Below are 21,078 nucleotides of genomic sequence, written 5' to 3' on the forward strand. Positions count from 1 at the left end.
ACATCAAGGTGCGGCTGCCAGGGCCGTCTCGAAGGCCGCGTACGCCCTCTCGTCGAAGAGGACGAACCGCACCTCGGCGACCGGCTCGCCGGCCGCCTCCCGGACCGCACGGACGGCGATACGCGCCGCGTCGTCCATCGGCCACCGGAAAATACCGGTGGAGACGGCGGGGAACGCGACGCTCCTCGCACCCAGCTCCCGTGCCACGCGCAGCGATTCGCGGTAGCAGGAAGCCAGCAGTTCCGACTGGTCCCGGTCGGGCTGCCACACGGGCCCGACCGTGTGGATCACCCACTGCGCGTCCAGCCGCCCCGCCGTCGTGGCGACGGCCCGTCCGGTCGGCAGCCCCTTCCCGTAGCGGGAGGCGCGCAGCCGGCGGCAGTCGGCCAGGATCTCCGGCCCGCCCCCGCGGTGGATGGCGCCGTCGACGCCGCCGCCGCCCAGCAGGGAGGAGTTGGCGGCGTTGACGACGGCGTCGACGTGCTGCTCGGTGATGTCGCCGCGCACCAGCGTGAGGGCCGTCATGAGCCGGTTCCCTCGGAACGCAGCCGCCGCCAGACCGCCTTCGCCGCGTTGTGCCCCGACATCCCGTGCACGCCCGGCCCCGGCGGTGTCGCGGACGAACAGATGAAGACCGACGGATGCGGCGTCGCGTACGGGAAGAGGGACACCTTCGGCCGCAGCATCAGCTGGAGTCCCGACGCCGCGCCGCACGCGATGTCCCCGCCCACGTAGTTGGCGTTGCGCTGCGCGAGCTGCGGCGGCCCGGCGACGGCGCGTGCGAGCACCCGGTCGCGGAAGCCGGGCGCGAAACGCTCGATCTGGCGCTCGACGGCCCCCGTCAGGTCGCCGTCCCAGGCGTGCGGGACGTGCCCGTACGCCCAGAAGACGTGCTTGCCCTCCGGGGCACGGGAAGGGTCGACCAGGCTCGGCTGAGCGGTGATCAGGAACGGCGTCTCGGGTGGTGTGCCGCTCGCGGCCTGCCGCAGCGCGGTACCGATCTCCCGGCTGCTCGGCCCGACTTGGACGGTGCCGGCCCGCCGGGCCTCCCCGGCCGTCCAGGGCACCGGCCCGTCCAGCGCGTAGTCGATCTTGAACACACTCGCGCCGTACCGGTACCTCTCGTACGCCCGCCCCAGACCGGCGATGCGCGCCAGCGCGGTGGGCGAGGTGTCGAAGACGTACGCGCGCGCGGGCGGCAGGTCGTCCAGCCGCTTCACTTCGTACCCGGTGTGCACCACGCCGCCGAGGTCGCGCAGGTACGCCGCGAGCGCGTCCGAGATCGACTGCGACCCGCCGCGCGGCATCGGCCAGCCGCCGGCGTGCGCGGCCAGCGCGAAGACCAGTCCCACCGCGCTCGTCGCGAGGCCGCCGAGCGGCGCGATGACATGCGCGACGAGCCCGGCGAAGAGCGCCCGCGCCCTGTCGTCCCGGAACCGGCGCATCAGCCAGGTGCTGGGCGGCAGTCCATCGACGCCGAACCGGGCCAGGGTGACCGGATCGCGCGGCAGCGCGCTCAGCGGCAGCGACATGAAGTCCCGGGCCAGTGTGTCCCACTTCCCCCTGTAGGGAGCGACCAGCCGCCGGTACCTCCCGGCGTCGCGCGCGCCGAAGGAAGCGGCGGTCTCGGCGACCGACCGCGACAGCACCGCTGCGGTGCCGTCGTCCCACGGGTGGGCCATGGGCAGTTCGGGGTGCAGCCACTCCAGTCCGTACCGGTCCAGCGGCATGGCGTTGAAGGCCGGCGACCCCGCGCCGAGCGGGTGTACGGCGGAACAGGGGTCGTGCCGGAACCCGGGCAGCGTGAGCTCCTCGGTCCTGGCGCCTCCCCCCACGGTGTCCAGCGCCTCGAACAGCTGTACCGAGAAGCCCCGGCGGGCGAGTTCGACAGCGGCGGTCAGTCCGTTGGGCCCCGCCCCTACGACGACGGCATCGAGCATCGACGGCACCTTCGGACTCCTTCGTCAGCCGATGGCCAGAAGTTTCGGGATGTTCGGCCTCGGGATGTTCGGCCTCAGGATATTCCCGGCCGCGGGGGCGGAGGGCGACGGGAGGGGGACGGCCCCCGCCACCGCTCCCGCCGGCCCCGGCGGCCGCAACCGCCCCACCGCTACGCCCCGCCCCTCAGAAGTCCGGCCACCCGCGCCACCGTGGCCGTGTCCCGCGCGGCCGTGAACGGCAGTGCGTTGCCCCCCGCCAACCGGAACCGCTCCCCCGCGACCGTCATGTGCGATCCGCCGGCCTCCTCGACCAGCAGCAGCCCCGCCGCGTGGTCCCAGGCCAGCTCCCAGGAGAACGCCACCGCGTCCAGGTCCCCCCGCGCCACTGCCAGGTACTCCAGCCCGGCCGACCCGCAGGGCCGCGCGTCGACGCCCTTGACGTTCAGCCCGAGCAGCGCCGTCTTCTGCTGCTCCGTCGTGAAGTCGGGGTGCGAGGTGGCGACCCGCAGCGTCGCGCCCGTTCCCGGCACCCCCGCCCGCAGCGCCTCACCGTTCAGCCGCGCCCCGCCGCCCCGCACCGCGACGGCCATCTCGTCGAGCACGGGCGCGTACGTCCACGAGGCGAGCACCTCGCCCCGGTGGGCGAGGGCGACCAGCGTGCAGAACCCCGTCTCCCCGCGCACGAACTGCCGGGTCCCGTCCACCGGGTCCACGATCCACACCGGCGCGTCGCCCCGCAGCGCGTCGTACACCGCCGGGTCCTCGTGGACCGCCTCCTCCCCCACGACCACGGAGCCGGGCAGGAGCCGGGTCAGGGACGCGGTGAGGTGCTCCTCGGCCTGCCGGTCGGCGATGGTGACCAGGTCGTGCGGCCCGGTCTTCTCGACGATCTCGTGCGCGGCGAGCTGCCGGTACCGCGGCAGGATCTCGGCGGCAGCCGCCTTGCGCAGGGCCTCTTCGACGTCGGGCAACGTGTCATCGATCATCATGCCTCCAGCAAAGCACGCCCCGCCGACAACGCTGAACCACGCCGACAACCCGCGGTGACGTCACCGCCCGACCGCGTAACCCTGCATTCCCCTGGGGTTCGCCGCGGCGGACAGCACACCCGTCTCCGGGTCCCGCGCGACCGCGCACAGCCGCCCCTCCGACCACGGCCCGCCGACCGTCACGTCATGGCCGCGACGCCGCAGCTCCCCGACGACGTCCGCGTCCATGCGCGACTCGACGGTCACACTGCCCGGCCTCATCCCGCGCGGGTAGAAGGAACCGGGAAAGGAGTCGTTGTGCCAGTTGGGCGCGTCGACGGCGCCTTGCAGGTCGAGACCGCCCCGCACCGGGGACGCCCCGAGCGCGACCGCGAGGAAGAAGTGGAGCTGCCACTGGTCCTGCTGGTCACCGCCGGGTGTGCCGAAGGCCATCACCGGCACCCCGTCCCGCAGCGCGAGGGAGGGCGTCAGCGTCGTACGCGGCCGTCGTCCGGGCGTGAGCGTGTTCGGCAGTCCCTCGTCCAGCCAGGCCATCTGGAGCCGCGTGCCGAGCGGGAAGCCCAGCTCGGGGACGACCGGGTTGGACTGGAGCCAGCCGCCGCTCGGGGTGGCCGCGACCATGTTGCCCCAGCGGTCGACGACGTCCAGGTGGCAGGTGTCGCCAAGGGTGGCGCCGTCCTCGGCGACGGTCGGCTCACCGGCGCCCGCGGCGGCAGCGGCCTCGGCGCCCAAGGCGTCGGAGCCCGGCGCCCCGGCGGCGACGGCGAGCGCGTGCGCGCCGAGCACGGGCGTACGCCCGTCCGGGCTGCCGGGCCGCAGTTCCAGCGACGTCTCCTCCCCCACGAGGGCGCGGCGCCCGCTGTTGTACGAGGCCGAGAGCAGCGCGTCGACCGGCACCTCGGCGGCGTCGCCGTACCAGGCCTCCCGGTCGGCCATCGCCAGCTTGCACCCCTCGATGAGCAGGTGCACGTACTCGGCGGAGCCGTGGGCGGGCAGTTCGGGCGGCAGCAGTGCGAGCTGCTGGAGGAAGGCGGGTCCCTGGCTCCAGCCGCCGGGCTTGCACAGCGTCCAGCCGTTCCAGTCGTACGTGACGGGCGCCTCGTACGTCGCGGACCAACAGGCCAGGTCCGCCGCGGTCAGCGTCCCCGTGTGCCGGGCGCCGCTGGTGTCCAGCGTGGGGCGGGCGGCCTGCCGTACCAGCGCCTCGGCTATGAACCCCTCGCGCCACACCGCGCGCGCGGCGTCGATCTGCGCCACGCGGCCGGTGCCGCCCGCCGCCTCGGCCTCGGTGATCACGCGGCGCCAGGTGGCGGCGAGAGCGGGGTTGCGGAAGAGCTCGCCCGGAGCGGGCGCCCTGCCGCCCGGCAGGTACACCTCGGCGGACGAGGTCCACTCCTGCTCGAAGAGCGCGCGCACGGTCTCCACGGTCTCGCCGACCCGTTCGACGGGCGGGTGCCCGTCCTCGGCGTACCCGATGGCGTACCGCAGCACCTCGCCGAGCGACTTGGTGCCGTAGTCGCGCAGCAGGAGCATCCACGCGTCGAACGCCCCCGGCACGGCGGCGGCCAGCGGTCCGGTCCCGGGTACGAGACCGAGCCCCAGGGCGCGGTAGTGGGCGGCGCTCGCGCCCGTCGGCGCGGGCCCCTGCCCGCAGAGCACCCGCACCCGCCCGCCCGCCGGGGCGAGGACGACCGGCACTTCGCCCGCGGGTCCGTTGAGGTGCGGCTCGACGACGTGCAGGACGAAGCCGGCGGCGACGGCGGCGTCGTAGGCGTTGCCGCCGTCCTCCAGGACGGCCATCGCGGACTGCGAGGCGAGCCAGTGGGTGGAGGACACCATGCCGAAGGTGCCCTGGAGGGTGGGCCGGGTGGTGAACCGCATCTCTCACCTCACTGTCCGGGCCGTCGGCCGGTCCTGTCGGGTCCCGTCGGCCGGTCCTGTCGGGTCCCGTCGGCTCTCATGATCCGCCGGGCGCCGGTGATCCGGAAGGAGTCGGTCGCGTGAGCTTTTCGACACGGGGCCGCGGATTCACGGCCGCCGGCCCGCGCCGCCGGCCGCTGCCGGGGTCAGGCGGACGCCGCCTCGGTGGACGGCCCGCTCGCGGCGGAGACCGCGTGCTTCTCCGCCCGGCGCAGGAGCGCCGCCGCGAACAGCCCTCCGAGGAGCACCGCCGCCGCACCAGCCAGCTGGCCGGTCTCCACGCCGGAGGCGAAGGCGTCGGTGATCCGCTGCCGTTCGTACTCGGAGCCGGCGGCGCCCAGGGCGGCCGGGAGCGAGGCCGCCGAGACCGGTATGAGCGCGGCGAAACGGGAGTTGAGCACCGCGCCGAGGACGGCGACGCCGAGGCCGTTGCCGAACTCCGTGACGGTGCCCTCGATCCCGGCGCCGATGCCGGCCTTCTCGCGCGGTATCGCGTTCAGGACCGCCACCGCCATGGCCGGGTTGGCGAGCGCGCAGCCCATGCCCATCAGGACCAGCCCGCCGAGCATCCCCCCGTACCCGGAGCCCCGCGCGCCCAGCACCGCGACGGCCACCAGGCCGGCCGCGAGCAGCCCCATGCCGAGGGCCACGGAACCGGGGATGCCCAGGGCCCGGCTCACGCGGGCGGCGACGCCGGTGAAGTTCAGCAGGACGACGGTCAGGGCGAACGGGGCCGTACGCAGCCCCGCCTCCAACGGCTCGTACCCCAGTACGAACTGCAGCTGCTGCGTGAGCAGATACAGGGCTCCGCCGCTGCCGAAGGTGATCAGCAGCGCTCCGGTGACGGCCCCGGTGAAGGTACGGTTCCGGAAGAACCCGAGGTCGAGCATGGGGTGCGGGGTGCGGTGTTCCCACCGTACGAAGGCGATCGCGGAGACGGCGGCGAGGACGGCGCCCACGAGGACCGGACGCGAGGTCCAGCCGTGTTCGGGCCCCGCGATGACGACGTAGACCACGGACGCCATGCCGATCGTGGACAGCAGCGCGCCCGGGAGGTCGGGCCGGGCGCTGCGCGGGGCGGAGCTCTCCGGCACCAGGACGGCGGCCGCCACCACGCCGAGCACGACGACCGGCAGGTTGACCAGGAACAGCGCCCCCCACCAGAAGTGGGCGAGGACCACTCCGCCGGCCAGTGGCCCGGCGGCGAAGCCCAGCGCGTTGACGGCTGCCCAGATCCCGATGGCCCTGACGCGTTCCGGCTCGGGAAAGACCTGGAGCGCCACTGCGAGCGTGGTGGTCAGCAGCAGCGCCGCGCCCACGCCCATTCCGGCCCGGGCGGCGATCAACTGGCCGGTGGACTGGGCGATTCCGGCGGCCAGCGAGCCGAGACCGAACAGCACCAGTCCGGTCAGGAGCATCTTCTTGCGGCCGTAGCGGTCCGCCGCGCCCCCCGCGGTGAGCAGCAGGCCGGACTGGACGAGCGCATAGGAGTTGATGATCCACTGGACGTCGGCGGCAGAGGCGCCCAGATCCCGGGTGAGGGTGGGGACGGCGACGTTGAGGATGGTGTTGTCGAGGATCACCACGAGCTGCGACAGGCAGATCACGCCCAGGATGAGCCAGCGTCTGGGGTGCCCCTGGGCTGTGCGGGGCGTCTGCTCGGTCATGGTCGTCATGGATCTCCCTCGAAGATTACTTAGGTGAGCCTAACCAATCTTTCCGGGCCGCCACGCACCAGGTCCGGTCCCGCCTCCCCGCCGGCGTGGCGCGGCTCCGCCGTGACCCCGGGGAGTGAACGGCGGGAGGAGGGGGCGGCGGGGCGTTCCCCGGGCGCACGGCGTGGGCAGTCACCGGGGCGGGCCGGTCTGCGGACCGGCGCCGCCGCATCCGTACCGACCACCGCCTCCCGGGAGCGAGCAATGACAGCGGACCGTCACGGACAGCGCATGAGCCACACCGGCGCCGACGCCCTCCTGAAGTACGAACAAGCCGTGGACGACCTGCTCTTCTTCCGGCCGCGCGTTCTCGACACGGCCACGTCGGTGCTCGCGGCCTCGCCCCGGTCCGTCATGGGGCACGTCTTCCTCGCCTATCTCGGGGTGCTGGGCACCGAGGAGAAGGACGCGGCCGCGGCACGGCCGGCCCTCGCCCGGTTCCGGTCCGGCCTCGACGAGGACGAGCTGACACCCCGCGAACGGATGCACCTCGCCGCCGCGACCGCCTGGCTCGACGGTGACGTCCACGGCGCCGGCGCCCTGCTCGGCGGCATCACGACCGATCACCCCCACGACGCGCTGGCGCTGTTCACCGGCCACCAGGCCGACTTCCTCACCGGCAACGCCCCGCGCCTGCGGGACCGCGTCGGCGGCGCGCTCGGCGCCTGGGACGAGGACGACCCGCACCGCGGTCCGCTGCTCGGCATGTACGCCTTCGGCCTGGAGGAGAGCGGACACTACGAGCGGGCGGAACAGGTCGGCCTGGCGGCCCTGGCCCGCCACCCGCACGACGTCTGGGGCATCCACGGCGTGGTGCACACGTACGAGATGCGCGGCCGCTTCAAGGACGGAGTCCGCTTCCTCGACGCCCGCAGCGAGGACTGGGCGCACGGCACGCTCCTGACCGTTCACAACTGGTGGCACTACGCCCTGTTCGCGCTGGAATCCGGTGACACCGCCCGCGTGCTCGAGATCTACGACGCCTCCCTGCACCACCAGGGCTCTTCGGCCGTGGCGATGGAGCTGCTGGACGCCTCCGCCCTGCTGTGGCGGCTGTACCTCGCGCGGAACGACCAGAGCGCACGGTGGAACCGGCTGGCCGACGCCTGGGAGAGCCGCGGCGTCGGGGCCCACTACGCGTTCAACGACACCCATGCCGTCATGGCCTACGTGGGCGCCGGCCGCGTCACGGAAGCCGAGCGCCTGGTGCGGGACCGGCAGAGGTGGGCGGCCGGGGCGGATCCCCGTGTCTCCAACCGCGACATGACCGCGCAGATCGGCCTCCCGGTCTGCCGGGCGCTGATCGCCTACGGGAAAGGCGAGTACGACAAGGCCGTGGACCTCCTGCTCCCGGTGCGCGACCGGCTCAACGCGTTCGGCGGCAGCCACGCCCAGCGGGACGCCGTCCAGCGCACCCTCGTGGAGGCGTCCTTGCGCGCCCGGCGGACGGGCCTCGCGCGTACGCTGCTGAGCGAGCGCATCCAGCTGCGCCCGGTCTGTCCGTACAACTGGTCGGCCCAGGCCCGCCTGGAGGAGGCCCTCGGCGATCCCGTACGCGCCGCGGCCTCCAGGGAGCGCGCCGCCGCCCAGGCGTCGGCCTGATCCCGGCCCGGTGCGTACGCGCGGCGCGTGACGTTCCCCTGCGGGCAGGAGGACGTCACGCGCACGGGTGCGGACGGCGGTCAGCCGAGGGTGAGGGTCCGCTGCGCGGTGACGCTCCGGGACGTGCGCGCCGTCGCGAAGGTGCACCTCCCGGGAACGAGGGTCCAGGTGCCCGACGTCCAGACGGTCAGCTCCTGTGACGCGACGGTGATGCTCGGCGCCGGACCGCCAACGAGACGACGGCCGCACACTCCTCGGCCGCTCCCGACCGGTTGCGCGGGCTGGGGCTCGTACCCCTCCAGCATCCGCACCTCGTGGTGCGCGCGCTCGACCACGCCCTGGCGCAGGGGCTGTCGGGAGTGGAGATCTCCAGCCACGCACCGGGGCGGGAACTCTCCGACCCGGCCTACGCGCCCTTCTGGACGCGGGCCGAGGAGACGGGCGCGGTCGTCTTCCTGCACCCGTTCGGGTGCACGCTCGACGAGCGCCTCGACCGGTGGTACCTGTCCAACACCGTCGGCCAGCCCACCGAGAACGCCGTCGCCCTGTCCCACCTCATCTTCTCCGGCGTGCTGGACCGCCACCCCGGCCTGGAGCTGGTCGCGGCGCACGGGGGCGGCTACCTGCCCACCCACATCGGCCGCTCCGACCACGCGTGGTCGGCCCGCTCCGACGCGGGCGCCGGCTGCGCGCACCTGCCGAGCAGCTGCCTCAGGCGTCTGTACTTCGACTCGCTCGTCCACGACCCCCACGTGCTGCGCGAGTTGGTCCGCGTCGCCGGCCCGGACCGGGTGCTGCGCGGCTCGGACTTCCCCTTCGACATGGGCACCGAGGACCCCGTGGCCGCCCTGCGCGCCGCGCGGCTGCCCGGACCCGACTTCGACGCCGTACGCGGCGGCAACGCCTGCGCCCTGCTCAACCTCGCCCTCGCCTGAGGAGGAACCCGCCTTGAACACACGTCTGCTCACCCGTCCGCGGCACGTCGGCCTCGCCGTGCCCGACTACGACAAGCAGCTGGACTTCTACGCGGGCGTCTGGGACCTGACCAAGGCCGCCGAGGACTCCGGCATCGCCTTCCTGGCCGCCGAGGGCTCCCCGGAGCAGTACGTCGTACGGCTGCGCGAGGCCGAGGAGAAGCGCCTCGACCTCGTCTCCTACGGCGCCGCGGACCCCGCGGACGTCGACACCCTCGCCGAACGCCTGCTCGCCGGCGGCGTCCAGCTGATCTCGCGGCCGGGCCCCGTCGACACCCCCGGCGGCGGCTAAGCCCGAGGTCACCGACCAGTGGGGCACCGCCGACCCCATGAACGAGCCGATCAAGGAATCCTTCAACGACGTCGACCGCGGCGTGTTCGTCGCCCCGCCGGTCTGACCGACGCTCCCCTCCCGAACCCCGGGGGGCGCGGCACTCCTGTCGACGCCCTGACCGCCCGCCGCGCCCCCGGTCCCCGCCGCGCCCCCGGTCCCCGTCGTGCCCCCGGCCCCGGCCCCGGCCCCGGCCCCGGCCCCGGCCATGAACCCGCTCGCCCGCCTCACGGCTCCGTACCGGCTCCGCATCAACATCGACGACGACCGAAGGACCTGCCTCGTGACCGCCGTGGACGTCCTCCGCAAGATCGCCTCCACGGACAGCGAGCCGTCCGACGGCGGGGCGCAGCGGCTGCGCCCCGGAGGCCCCCGGCTCTCTCGTAGACCCGATCCGGTCCGTTCCGTCCACGCGGACCTCCCGCCGCCTGCCGTACGACGGACCACCGCCGGCTCGCGTACCACAACAGGGGAGCACAGGGGCGGAAACAGCGCCACGACGGCTTGATCCGGCGCCCAGGGTCCGTTTTCGGACAACGAGCCGCCTCTCACGGGGTCACAGACAACCCGGACCACCCTCCCCCAACTCTCACAGGCCGGAGACAGCTCCACGATCAGAGCAGGCACCCGGAAAACGAGGAATTATGACCAGATTCCCCCAAGCCCGTCCATGGCGTTCGGCGATCGCCGGCGCCGCGGCGATCACCGTGACCGCCGGCCTCGTCGCCGCCGCGCCCGACGCCGAGACGGAGCAGCCCGCGCCGAAGCTCAGCCTGATCGCCGCCTCGGGGTCGGTGACGCTCACCTCGTGGAAGGAGAGCCCCGGCGTCTATCTGGACCTCGGTACGTACGTCACCGCCAAGAACGGCCCCCTCGAACTCAAGGTGACCCGCAAGTCCTACAAGGACCCGGTCGTGGCCAAGCAGGTCGTCCGCGGCGGGACGAAGACCCGGACCAGGACCCTTCCCCGGGGCCTGGTGAAGGACTTCGCGGGGCTGCCGGACTTCGCGCAAATCAAGATCGTCGACACGGCCGGCCGGACCGTGATGAACAAGTCCGAGGCCTTCTGCCCGAACAACGCCTCCGGCCGGATCCGCCCCGACGCCCCGGCCAGGTCGAAGTACCCCGAGAGCTGTCCCGGGAACCCGTTCACGCTCGGCTCGGTGTGGGGTGTCGAGAACGGCTGGGCGTCCAACACGTACGCGGGCCACTACTCCGACCCGGTCGCCCTGCCGGCCGGGAAGTACACCGCCGAGGTGTCCGTGAGGAAGCGCTACCGCGAGCTGTTCGGCATGGAGAACAAGCCGCAGACGATCAAGTTGACCGTACGTGAGCTCAGTTACGAGGACGACATGGGCGCGTCGGCCCCCATGGCGCACGGGTCGCACCCGGCCGGGCACTCCGGTCACGGCGCGATGCGCGCGCCGGCGCCGGCCGCCGCGACGAGCGGGGCGGGTCCGTCGTACAACGTGGGTCACGGGCCCCACACCCCCGCGCCGCCGGCCCTCCCCTGGGCAGTCAAGAAGCAGGCCCTCAGGGCGGCTCGGGTGGGTGACAAGGCCGGGCAGACGGACGGTTCCCGGAAGGCCCCGGCGGTGAAGCCCGCCGCGAAGCGGCCGACCGGCACGCCGAACGTGCCGGACGTGCCCAAGCCCGACCTCCGTTCGCTGCCGGCCTACGGCATCACCGCCGGCAGGGGAGAGGGCAGCACGGCGGGCAAGGACTACCTGGCCTTCAGCGCCAACGTCTGGAACGCGGGTCCCGCGCAGCTCGTGGTCGACGGTTTCCGCGCTCCGGGCAAGGAGGTGATGGACGCCTACCAGTACTTCTACGACGCCGACGGGAAGCAGGTCGGCTACACGCCGACCGGCACCATGGAGTGGGACCCGCGCAAGGGGCACGAACACTGGCACTTCACCGACTTCGCCAGCTACCGGCTGCTCAAGGCCGACCGGAGGGAAGCGGTCCGCAGCGGCAAGGAGGCCTTCTGCCTGGCCAACACCGACGCGGTCGACTACACGGTGAAGAACGCCAACTGGCACCCGGGCAACACCGACCTGTCCACCGCGTGCGGCCAGGAGAACTCCATCTCCGTCCGGGAAGTGCTCGACGTCGGCTCCGGCGACACGTACACCCAGGACCTTCCCGGCCAGTCGTTCGACATCACCGGTCTGCCGAACGGCACCTACTACATCCAGGTGCTGGCCAACCCCGAGAAGCGGCTCAAGGAGACCAGCCTCAGCAACAACAGCGCTCTGCGCAAGGTCGTCCTGGGCGGCCGGGCGGGCGCCCGTACGGTGACCGTGCCCGCGCACGACCTGGTCGACGCCAACTGACCCGGTCCTGACGGAACCCACGCTGCCGACGCCGGCTCCCGGGCTCCGTGCCCGGGGGCCGGTGCCGTGGGCGGGTCGGCCGGCGCGGAGTCATGTTCTTCGCGGACCGTGCGGAAACCTTCGGCCGCACCGGCCGCGCCCTGCGCCCCGGCGGGCGGCCCGCCTTCGTGGCGGGGCGGGCTTCGAGGAGGTCACCGTGACCCCGGCCGTCGGGTCGACGGCCCGGGGCCGGGACGCGGCCGACGCCGTGGGCTTCCCGCTGTCCCGCGCGGGCGCGGGCGCGGGGGCTCGGGCGCGGGGGCTCGGTTCCCGCGCCCGGCCGCGCCGCGGTGGAGGACGCTCTCCGCCCGTACGGGACGGGGCGGGGAGTGGTGATGCGGGCCGGGTTCTGGGGGGGTCGGCGCGGTACGCCCGTGGCGGAGGCGGCGGGGCCGGCTCCTGCCGGGTGCGTGGCGGTGGCGCCGCACGGCGGATATTGAGGTGCGGCGCGGTCCGCCGCTCCGTAGGGTCGACGCTCGTGGAACCGCTCAGTGAGAAACAGATCCGCTCGTCCTTCGTGAACTGCACCAAGGGCGAGGCGACCCGCCTCAAGCTGCCGCTCGACTTCGCCGAGCTGCCCTGGGAGGACCTGGACTTCCTGGGGTGGGTGGATCCGGGAGCTCCGCTGCGGGCCCACCTCGTACTGCCCCGCGCGAACGGTCCGCTGGGAATCTCCCTGCGCGTTCCCGCCGTGGGCCGCACCAGTGCGGTGAAGTCCAGCCTCTGCCAGATGTGCCTGACGGGACACGCCTCCTCCGGGGTCTCCTTGCTCGCCGCCCCCTTGGCGGGCGCGCGGGGCCGCGAGGGCAACACGGTCGGCGTCTACGTCTGCTCCGACCTCGCCTGCTCGTTGTACCTGCGTGGCAAGCGGCAGCCGAAGCTGCGTTCCGGGCGCTACGAGGAGTCCCTCACCCTGGACGAGCGCGTCGCCCGTATGACGGGCAATCTGGACGCCTTCGCGGCCAAGGTCACCGCGGGCTGAGACCTGCTCCGCCCCGGGGAAGGGCCCTTCCCCGGGGCGGAGCGCGTGCAGCCGGCGGCCAGGACACCGCCGGTGGCTCAGGAGCCGAGCGCGGGGATGATCTCGGCGCCGTACGCGTCGATCGTCGCTTCCTTCGCGTCGTGCATGGCGTAGACCGCGAACTGGTCGACGCCGAGGGCGCGCAGCGCCCTGAGCTTCTCGATGTGGGCCTCGGCCGGCCCCAGCAGGCAGAAACGGTCGACGATCTCGTCGGGCACGAAGGCGGTGTCCGGGTTCCCGGCCCGCCCGTGGTGGCTGTAGTCGTACCCCTGGCGCTGCGCGATGTACGCCGTGAGGGCCTCCGGCACCAGGCCGGAGTCCTCGCCGTACTGGGCCACCAGATCCGCGACGTGGTTGCCGACCATGCCGCCGAACCACCGGCACTGCTCCCGCGCGTGGGCGAGGTCCTCGCCGACGTACGCGGGGGCGGCGACGCAGACGGTGACGGACTCCGGGTCGCGTCCCGCGTCCGACGCAGCGGTACGTACCGCCTCGACCATCCACTCCGTCAGGAACGGGTCCGCCAGCTGGAGGATGAACCCGTCCGCCTTCTGCCCGGCCAGCGCCAGTGCCTTGGGCCCGTACGCCGCCATCCATACCGGCAGCCGGCCGTCCTTCACCCACGGCAGCCTGATCCGCTGCCCGCCGATGTCCGCCTCCCGCCCCTCCGCGAGGTCGCGGATGACGCCGATCGCCTCCCCGAGGCGGGCCAGGGTGTTGGGCTTGCGGCCCGCCACGCGCATCGCGGAGTCGCCGCGGCCGATGCCGCACACGGTTCTGTTGCCGTACATCTCGTTGAGGGTGGCGAAGGTGGAGGCGGTGACCTCCCAGGTGCGGGTGGAGGGGTTGGTCACCATCGGACCGACGATCAGGCGCTCGGTGTGTTCGAGGACGCGGCTGTAGACGACGAAGGGTTCCTGCCACAGCACGGCGGAGTCGAAGGTCCAGCCGTAGCGGAAGCCGTTGCGCTCAGCGCGCCGCATCAGGCCGACGACCGCCGATGCGGGCGGGTCGGTCTGCAGGACGAGTCCGAAGTCCATGACGTGGACCTCCCGGTTCGCTCGGGTCAGTTCGGGTTCTGACAGGTGGATCGGGGCGCGCGGATGCCCTGTCCCGCCCGGCCGGTGAACGCGCGCCTGCCGGTGACGATGCCGTTCCCGGCGGCGTCATGATCAGTCCGCTGTCGGGGGCGGAGCGTCGCACGGCGCGCAGAATCTGTCCGTCGTCGCTGCGGAAGACGCCGGGGTACGTCATGAACGGCTGGGAACTCGTGCGGACGCATCCTCCGAGTGACGTGTTCCGGGAAATCTTTCCACATCAAGCCGTGCCGAACCTTGTGCGACGACGCGTCGAGGGCGCGTCGCGGGAGGACAGTCCCGGACTGCTTCCCGGGTCCGGGGAGGCAGTCCTCCACCGATGCCCACCGCTCGTCGGTGAACAGCGGTGAACAGGGGCGGCACCAGGCGCTCGCGTTTCCCGGACCGGGCTTCGAAGGGACAGCCGGCGCCGCGGAGAGCTCCCGGGCACCGAGGAGTGCCGGGCGGCGCGTCGCCACCGCACACGTGAAGGGGCCCTGGTGCCGTACGGCACCAGGGCCCCCAGGGATCAACACCATCTGCCGGCTACTGCTGTGCCGGGCTCTTGTTTCCGCGTCTCCGCCGGGGGGACCGACGGGGATGCGGGGATCGCTGATGCGTGACCGGGGACCACCTTCCCTTCCGGGTCCTTCGGTACCCGGGCGGACTCTTCCTCGCCCGGGCGATCCTGATGGCGTCCGCCTCCTTCTTCCTCGCGGTCGGTCTGTCGTCCTGCTCGTCGTACTGCTGGACCGCGGAACTTCTGGCGGCCCCCCTGGGCCGCCGACCCGGCAGCCAACCCGAGGACCCTGGCGCATCCGGCCCTGGGCTTCTACTGCCGCGCCTCGCCCGCAGTCTTGAGCACGGGCAAGACCGTACCCCACCAAACGGCGATATCTACTACCGCCACGCCAGATTTCCTTCAGCCGGAGAATCCGGGATTCTGTCGCACCGGTATGGAAACCGGTGGGGAACCTGTGGGGGCGGGCACGCTCTCCGTTCTGCACCACAGCACAGCCGATCCAGGTCAGGTGTACGTGCGTGAACGACACGAAGACCACCGGCGCGGTTGCCTCACATCGGACGACGGGCGACAGCACAGCCGACATCCGCCGGGCCCACGAGATCCCCCGGACCTTCACCGACGGCCTCGGCCCGGCGCCGGGCACGGACGTGACGGACACCCTCGCCCTCGTGGTGTCCGCACTCGTCACCGGTGCCCTGCGCCACGGCGGCGGCCGCTACACCCTCGAACTGTCCGCCGGCCCCGACACGGTGAGCGTCGCAGTCGGCGGCCCCCGTCCCGCGCCCCCGCGCGAGCGCACCCCCGATCCGAACGGCGGCAGCGGGGGCTTCGGCCGGCGCATGGTCCGCCGCCCCGCCCGGGGGTGACCGTCACGCCCGCCCTGGCCCCGGCAAGACGATCACCACCCGCCTCGCCCGGAACCCTGACCACCCGGCGCGGTAGCGGGGCGTCGGGGAGCGGCGACGGGCTGTGTTGCGGCATGGCAACGGAATGCATCCGCCACCGGCGCCGGGGCACAAGGGGCGCGTACGACAACTCGTTGGCACGGAAACAGAGATGAGTGTGACGGCATGTCCTTCTCCCACCCCCCGCAGACGCCGGACAACCACGCGCAGACCCCTGACACGGGTGTGAAGCGGGGCAACGGACTGGCGATCACCGCGCTCGTTCTCGGTGTCGCGGCCATCCTCCTCTTCTGGACCGTCTTCGGCGGCATCGTACTGGGCCTGCTGGCGGTGGTTTTCGGCATTCTCGGCGCACGCAAGGCACGTGGAGGCCGCGCCACGCACGGCAAGATGTCGGTCGTCGGCGCGGTGCTCGGTGCGCTGGGGCTGATCGCGTCCGTCGTGATCATCGCGGTCGGCGCGTCGATCCTCAATTCCGACGAGTTCAAGGACTTCGACGACTGTGTCCGGCACGCCACGACGCAGAGCGAACGTGAGGCGTGCGAGAAGGACTTCGACCAGGACATCAACGACTGATCCCGTCGGCGTCCGCGCGACCGTCCCGCGACGGGCGGGGCGGAACCGGAGTGCCGGGCCCGAACCGGCTCGACCGCCACCGCCCGGTGACCGCGGGATGACCGCGGGACACGGCAGACCCGCGGTCCGACACGGACAGACCGCGCTGGCGGACAGGGCGGCCGGGCAGGATGATGGAGCGGCGGGGCCACTTCCCACGTCCCGGTCCTCCTGTCGGCCCGGGACCCGGGTGTCGCCGGATCCGTCGCGGCGGCGCCGGGGAGCTCGCACGAGCGGCCGAGGCGACAACGCGGGGCTGTTTCGCAGGGATACTTTCGTCAGATCGGGCAGGTGCCCCGTGACAGAGCCGCAGATGCGTGCCGCGAGAGCTTCGGCCTCCTGAGCGGGACGGCGAGGTGTACGAGTGTTCATGGGAGTGACGGCTGCATGGAACGCGCGGGACCATCAGACGACCCCCTTCACGACCTCGCCGTCCAGGTGGCTCAGGCCGCCGAGGCGGTGGTGTCGACGTGGGAGCAGGCCGCCCGCACCATGTCTCCGCGGCTTTCGGCACTCCAGCTGGAAGCGCTGTTGATCATTCGCCGGTCCCCGGGCATCAACCTCACCGGTCTGGCCGAGGACGTCGGCGCGGCCCCTTCGGCCGTCAGCAGGCTGTGCGACCGGCTGGAAGCGGCCGGCCTGGCACGTCGCGAACGCGCTCCGGTCAGCCGGCGCGAGGTGGTCCTGGCGCTCACTCCGCAGGGGCAGAGGCTGGTCGACTCTCTGTTCGCCCGTCGCCATGCGCTGTTCGGTGACGTCCTGAGGCGTATGCCGCCCGCCGACCGCCCGGCCCTCCTGACCGCCTTGGCGGCCTTCTCGAAGGCATGGCAGGCCGGCGGCGGATGAGAGGGAGAGGACGCCGGTCCGCTCGCTCGTCAGGGGCGGCCGTCAGGCGGTGCCGGGCCTTCCGCGCCAGTCCAGGCACACCACGGCGGCATCGTGGGGCAAGTCGTGACTGCCGTGATACTGGATCAGCCCGTCGACGACAGCTCGCGCTGCTTCGTGAGCCGATGAGGTGCGGGTGGCGGCAATGGTCTCGCGCAGCGCGATCTCACCGAAGATCCTGCCGTCCGCCGACAGGGCGCCGTGCACACCGCTGCTGGCGATGATCAAGCGGTCTCCGGGGTCGATCTGCAGCACCTGCTCGCGGTACTCCGTCTCCTCGAACATGCCGAGCGGCAGCTGGGCGTCGAGCTCGATCCGCTCGACGATGCCGTGCCGCAGACGGAAAAGCTGGGGCGATCCGGCGTCGACCGCCTGGATCCGGCCGGTGGCCAGGTCGAAGCGCAGCAGGAGCGCCGCCGTGTACTGGGCCCCACCGTATTCTCCGTAGACGGCCTGATCGGCGAGGCGTGCCTGGTCGGACAGGGTGATGCCGCTGCGGCGGGCGTTGCGCAGTGCGCTGACGGTGAGGTTCGTCAGCAGGGCCGCTTGGACGCCGTGTCCGCTGCCGTCGGACACGGTGATGGTCAGGTGATCGTCGGTGGTGCTCCAGTCGAAGTTGTCGCCGCCGATGGCGTAGGCCGGCTCCAGGTGGGCTCCGAGTGTGTACTCTTCGCGGGCGAAACCGCGGCCGGGCAGGAGCTGCCACTGCATTTCGGCCGCCAGGGTGAGGCGCCGGCGGCGGCGGGCCTGGAGGTAGAGGTCGGTGTCCCTCTCCGCGGCCAGCAGCTCGTGGCCGACCGCCGTGGCGAAGGCGCTCAGTTCCAGCACGCGCGGCGCCCCCGCGGTCAGCTCAGGAAGGTGCACCGACAGTACGCCCAAGCGGTCTCCCCGTACGGTGACGGGAAGGTGCACCGTCACCGTGCCGGGCTCTGCCACGGCCTCCAGGACGGGGACCTGCGCCGAGAAAGCGCGGCCGGCCGGGTGCTCGCCGCGGGCGGGCACCGCCTCGCCCGTGTGCGGGAGGTGGGTGACCGGCTGGAGCACGGCCAGGCCGTAGTCCGCCAGCAGCAGCGTCACGGAGTGGGCGTGCAGGTAGTGGGCGAGCAACGATCGCGCCGTGGACAGCAGACCGGTGGGCGGCGCCGCCCTCAACGCGCTTTCCGCGGCTCCGAGCCAGTGTCCGGGATGGTCGCTCATGGGGCTCTTCCTCATCGTCCGCGTCGGGCCACACCGTAGTTGCTTCCATCCTGCCTCCCAGAAGCCGCGGGGACCCGGTCGGCGGAGCCCGTCAGGCGGTGTCCGCCGAGCGCTCCTGGCCGTCAGCCGCTTCGGCGGAGCCGATGCGGGCCGCGGCTGCCGCGCGGAAGGCCACAAGCCCCTCTGCGAGGGCCGCCAGCTCGCCCGGAGCTATTTCCCGCAACACCGCTTCAATTTCTCGTACTCGAAATGCGCGGAATTCGGCGAGGAGATCGCGTCCGCGCCGGCTCATTCTCACCTCGACCTCGCGGCGGCTGGTGGCGCTCGGAAGCCGTTCGACGAGGCCGGCGGCCTCCAGGCGGTCGCACAACCGGCTGACGGACGACGGTCGCGATCCCAGCGCCTCCCCCAGGGCCCGGAGGTTGACCCCGTCCTGTCCTTCGAGGACGGTCAGCGCGCGAAGCTGTGAGGGGGATATCGGGCCGGAGGGGACGGCTTCCTGGCCCCGGCTCCACAGGAGCTGCAGCAATTCCAATGCCGCGCATGTGTCATGAGCCACTTGCTCGTGAGGGGTGGAGTGCCGGATGTGGAGCATGGGGTCATATTCTCATCTTCGTGTGTGATGCGTTCGTGACGCCTTTGCGCGGGGCGGGAATCCGCGCCGGCGGAAAGGGCCTCATGCCCATGTCGGGCGGGACGGTTCCGGCGGTGAGCCGTGCGCCGTTCACGGCGTGACTCCGCTGCCGCGGACGGCCAGGACCAGGGTGTCGTCGGGGTGCAGGACGACCGTGTGCATGTCGGCGGCGATCGAGCCCGGGATGTCTGCCAGCGGCCCGGGCGCGTGGCGGCGGGACGCCTCGACGAGACGGATCTCGCCCTCGCAGGGGTCCCGGCGGCTCTCGGTGAGTCCGTCGGTGTAGAGGATGAGGAGATCGTCCGGGCCGACCCGGGTGCGCAGGACTCTTTCGCTTCCGGGAAAGGGGAACCCGATGCCCCGGCCCCGGACTTCGAGGTACTGCGCGGTGCCGTCGGCCCGGACCAGGAGCGCGGGAGGATGACTGCCGTTGGCCAGCCGGAGTTCTCCGGTGGCCGGGTCCAGCCGGGCCAGGAGCACGGTCGCCATCAGATCGGGGTCCAGCGGCATGAGGATTTCGTGCGTGCGGGCCAGGATCGACTGCAGCGGATGGCCTTCGAGGGCCAGCGTGCGTACGGCGTGGGTCACGTTGAGGGCGCTGCGCGTGCTGCGTACCCCGTGCCCCAGGGCGTCGACGACGGTGATGTGGAGCGTGCCGTCGGGGAGGGCGAACCAGTCGTAGAGGTCTCCGCCGGCGGGGGCGTCGGGGTCGGCCGGTGCGTAATGGACCGCGAGCTCCAGGCCGTCGACGGCCGGCGGCAGCGGGCGCAGGGCTTCTTCGAGATCCTGAAGGATCTGGCTGTGCGTCCTGCGCAGTTGTTCGTCGCGTTCTTCGAGCTGTACGTAGAGGGCGAGGACGCCGGCGTTGGTCTCGGCGAGCTCGTGCTTGAGGCGACGGTGTTCGGCGATGAGACCGTCGGTCCGGGCGAAGGCCGCGCGGAGTTCTTCCTCGACGGCCCGGGTCCGGGTCCACGGCGTCCTGTCCGGGCCCGGCGCGCATCGGCCGGCGCTGCCGGCCGGGGGCCCGCCGGAGTCGGCGCGGCGGGCCTGCGTGGGGGGAAGGGGGATCCGCCACGTGACGGCGTCGGGGGACGGTTCGGTGGCGGGCAGCGGCAGGTCCGTGGCGGCAGGCAGGCCGGTGGCTCCCGGGGACCGCAGGGTGACCGCCAGGACGGGCGATTCGGTCTGCGTCCCCCCTTCTCGGGCGCTGTCCAGGACGACGGGCCGGCCGGCCCGGAACTCGCCGTCGGCCAGGTCGGCCACGGACAGCACGAGGCGGGCTCTGGTTTCGACGGGCAGCCGGTACTCGCGTGCCAGGCGGCGCACGGTCCGGCGCAGCGGCGGCAGGGTGCGGAAAACGCTGTCGGTCATCGTGGCCTCTGCTCGGGCCTGGCGGCCAGCACGGTGGCGTCGTCGCGGCTGGACCGGTGGCCATGAGCGACTGCCGCGGCGAGCAGGGGCGGAGGCAGACGCAGCATGAAAGGTGAGGGGGCATGCGCCCACCGGGCGTCGATGCCGTCACTGTGGAGCACGGCGGTGGTGCCGTGGGCGAGGGGAATGCTGTGCGTCGTGGCGGCGGGGATCTTCCAGCCGACGATGCCGGGCTGTCCGGTCAGCCGGTGGTCGACGCCGCGGGGGGAGCAGGCCAGGACGCGCACGTTGCCGATCCCGCAGTACTGGGCGTGTCCGGCGTGCAGGCGCAGGAGGCCGACAGCGGCGCCACGGGTGTGGCGCAGGGCCCGGTGCAGCGAGTCGAGGATCTGGGGCAGCGGCCGGTCCCCCGCGGCGTGGAAGGCGCGCAGGGCCGTCTGCGCGGCCTCGGCGGCCCGGGGCCCGTGCCCGAGCCCGTCCACGACGACCGCCGTCCGGATGCCGGCGTGCCGGACGATGGCGCCCGCGTCTCCGCATTCCTCCTCTCCCTCGGCGGGCAGGCAGAGGAACCCGGCGCCCTGCCACACCGGCTCGGGCTGGCCGGGGAGGGCGAGGCGGGCGCACGCCAGGGTGCCGACGCCGGCCTGGGTGCGGATGGTGAAGTCTGTCGCTGTCCGGCTGACGGCTCCGAGGCCCGCGCCCAGGGTGCCGGTCGTGGTGTAGCCGTCGGCAAGGCAGCGGTGCAGCTCCGGCATGCCGGGGCCGTGGTCCGCCGCGAGGATCTCCAGGCCGGCGCCCAGCGGCAGCGGCTGGATGTAGAGCGCGCCGTCCTTGGCGTGCTTGTCGAGATTGCTGGCCAGTTCGGAGGCGACGACCGCGGCCCGGTCGGGCGCAGCTCCGGGAAGCCGGCACTGCTGGGCGATCGAGCGGGCGGTCGCCGCGGCCAGGTGAACGGCGCTGTGGTGATCGATGCGTACGAAGGCGGTGGGCGGCACGGCCGGA

General features: G+C 73.0%; 17 protein-coding genes and 2 pseudogenes. 9 read left to right on the forward strand and 10 right to left on the reverse strand.

The window, feature by feature from the left end:
• Positions 1–3 precede the first annotated feature (3 nt).
• The 5 genes from ABD374_RS04725 to ABD374_RS04745 all read right to left on the reverse strand — a co-directional run bounded on the left by ABD374_RS04725 (position 4) and on the right by ABD374_RS04745 (position 6,525).
• Complete coding sequence (locus ABD374_RS04725) at positions 4–525, reverse strand: O-acetyl-ADP-ribose deacetylase (protein ID WP_344491103.1); 522 nt, start codon at positions 523–525, stop codon at positions 4–6.
• Positions 522–1,949, reverse strand: a complete 1,428-nt coding sequence (locus ABD374_RS04730; RefSeq protein WP_344491106.1) for a phytoene desaturase family protein — start codon at positions 1,947–1,949, stop codon at positions 522–524. The genes ABD374_RS04725 and ABD374_RS04730 overlap by 4 nt, the downstream gene beginning before the upstream one ends.
• A gap of 161 nt (positions 1,950–2,110) precedes the next feature.
• On the reverse strand, positions 2,111–2,926 hold the full coding sequence (locus ABD374_RS04735) for an inositol monophosphatase family protein (RefSeq protein ID WP_344491410.1): 816 nt from the start codon (positions 2,924–2,926) through the stop codon (positions 2,111–2,113).
• Positions 2,927–2,989: 63 nt separating this feature from the next.
• The gene (locus tag ABD374_RS04740; protein ID WP_344491109.1) at positions 2,990–4,810 is read right to left on the reverse strand and encodes a gamma-glutamyltransferase family protein; all 1,821 of its coding nucleotides are present in this window, start codon (positions 4,808–4,810) and stop codon (positions 2,990–2,992) included.
• 185 nt (positions 4,811–4,995) lie between these two features.
• A complete protein-coding gene (locus tag ABD374_RS04745) occupies positions 4,996–6,525 on the reverse strand; it encodes an MFS transporter (RefSeq protein ID WP_344491112.1) in 1,530 nt (509 codons plus the stop codon).
• A gap of 243 nt (positions 6,526–6,768) precedes the next feature.
• Here ABD374_RS04745 and ABD374_RS04750 point away from each other — a divergent pair, with 243 nt between their 5' ends.
• The 6 genes and pseudogenes from ABD374_RS04750 to ABD374_RS04775 all read left to right on the forward strand — a co-directional run bounded on the left by ABD374_RS04750 (position 6,769) and on the right by ABD374_RS04775 (position 12,828).
• Entirely contained in the window at positions 6,769–8,166 is a 1,398-nt protein-coding gene (locus ABD374_RS04750) for a tetratricopeptide repeat protein (protein WP_344491115.1), read from the forward strand.
• A gap of 221 nt (positions 8,167–8,387) precedes the next feature.
• Positions 8,388–9,101 (forward strand): annotated as a pseudogene (locus ABD374_RS04755) (amidohydrolase family protein); the annotation flags it as partial.
• Between the two features lie 13 nt (positions 9,102–9,114).
• Positions 9,115–9,429: pseudogene (locus tag ABD374_RS04760) on the forward strand (VOC family protein); the annotation flags it as partial.
• A 208-nt stretch (positions 9,430–9,637) separates the two neighbouring features.
• Positions 9,638–9,979: a hypothetical protein gene (locus ABD374_RS04765; protein WP_344491118.1), complete on the forward strand. Its 342-nt coding sequence runs from the start codon at positions 9,638–9,640 to the stop codon at positions 9,977–9,979.
• A 136-nt stretch (positions 9,980–10,115) separates the two neighbouring features.
• Positions 10,116–11,807 (forward strand): lysyl oxidase family protein, encoded by a 1,692-nt coding sequence (locus ABD374_RS04770; RefSeq protein ID WP_344491121.1) that lies wholly within the window; start codon positions 10,116–10,118, stop codon positions 11,805–11,807.
• 517 nt (positions 11,808–12,324) lie between these two features.
• Positions 12,325–12,828: an FBP domain-containing protein gene (locus ABD374_RS04775; protein WP_344491124.1), complete on the forward strand. Its 504-nt coding sequence runs from the start codon at positions 12,325–12,327 to the stop codon at positions 12,826–12,828.
• 77 nt (positions 12,829–12,905) lie between these two features.
• Here the strand turns inward: ABD374_RS04775 and ABD374_RS04780 are convergent, their stop codons facing one another.
• Complete coding sequence (locus tag ABD374_RS04780; protein WP_344491127.1) at positions 12,906–13,907, reverse strand: TIGR03842 family LLM class F420-dependent oxidoreductase; 1,002 nt, start codon at positions 13,905–13,907, stop codon at positions 12,906–12,908.
• Between the two features lie 1,077 nt (positions 13,908–14,984).
• On the opposite strand from ABD374_RS04780, the gene ABD374_RS04785 reads away from it, so the two are divergent.
• The 3 genes from ABD374_RS04785 (at position 14,985) to ABD374_RS04795 (ending at position 16,835) form a co-directional block, all read left to right on the forward strand.
• Complete coding sequence (locus tag ABD374_RS04785) at positions 14,985–15,335, forward strand: ATP-binding protein (protein WP_344491130.1); 351 nt, start codon at positions 14,985–14,987, stop codon at positions 15,333–15,335.
• A gap of 204 nt (positions 15,336–15,539) precedes the next feature.
• Positions 15,540–15,950, forward strand: coding sequence for a DUF4190 domain-containing protein (locus tag ABD374_RS04790; RefSeq protein ID WP_344491133.1), 411 nt, complete (start codon positions 15,540–15,542; stop codon positions 15,948–15,950).
• A 426-nt stretch (positions 15,951–16,376) separates the two neighbouring features.
• The gene (locus ABD374_RS04795) at positions 16,377–16,835 is read left to right on the forward strand and encodes a MarR family winged helix-turn-helix transcriptional regulator (RefSeq protein WP_344491136.1); all 459 of its coding nucleotides are present in this window, start codon (positions 16,377–16,379) and stop codon (positions 16,833–16,835) included.
• Positions 16,836–16,877: 42 nt separating this feature from the next.
• On the opposite strand, the gene ABD374_RS04800 is transcribed toward ABD374_RS04795, so the two are convergent.
• The 4 genes from ABD374_RS04800 to ABD374_RS04815 form a co-directional block, all read right to left on the reverse strand.
• Positions 16,878–18,071: a PP2C family protein-serine/threonine phosphatase gene (locus ABD374_RS04800; protein ID WP_344491139.1), complete on the reverse strand. Its 1,194-nt coding sequence runs from the start codon at positions 18,069–18,071 to the stop codon at positions 16,878–16,880.
• Between the two features lie 91 nt (positions 18,072–18,162).
• Positions 18,163–18,666, reverse strand: coding sequence for a MarR family winged helix-turn-helix transcriptional regulator (locus tag ABD374_RS04805; protein WP_344491142.1), 504 nt, complete (start codon positions 18,664–18,666; stop codon positions 18,163–18,165).
• A 129-nt stretch (positions 18,667–18,795) separates the two neighbouring features.
• Positions 18,796–20,076 (reverse strand): PP2C family protein-serine/threonine phosphatase, encoded by a 1,281-nt coding sequence (locus ABD374_RS04810; RefSeq protein ID WP_344491145.1) that lies wholly within the window; start codon positions 20,074–20,076, stop codon positions 18,796–18,798.
• The gene (locus ABD374_RS04815; protein ID WP_344491148.1) at positions 20,073–21,071 is read right to left on the reverse strand and encodes a SpoIIE family protein phosphatase; all 999 of its coding nucleotides are present in this window, start codon (positions 21,069–21,071) and stop codon (positions 20,073–20,075) included. The genes ABD374_RS04810 and ABD374_RS04815 overlap by 4 nt, the downstream gene beginning before the upstream one ends.
• Positions 21,072–21,078: the final 7 nt, after the last annotated feature.

Source organism: Streptomyces enissocaesilis (genome assembly GCF_039533765.1).
Classification (GTDB): domain Bacteria; phylum Actinomycetota; class Actinomycetes; order Streptomycetales; family Streptomycetaceae; genus Streptomyces; species Streptomyces enissocaesilis.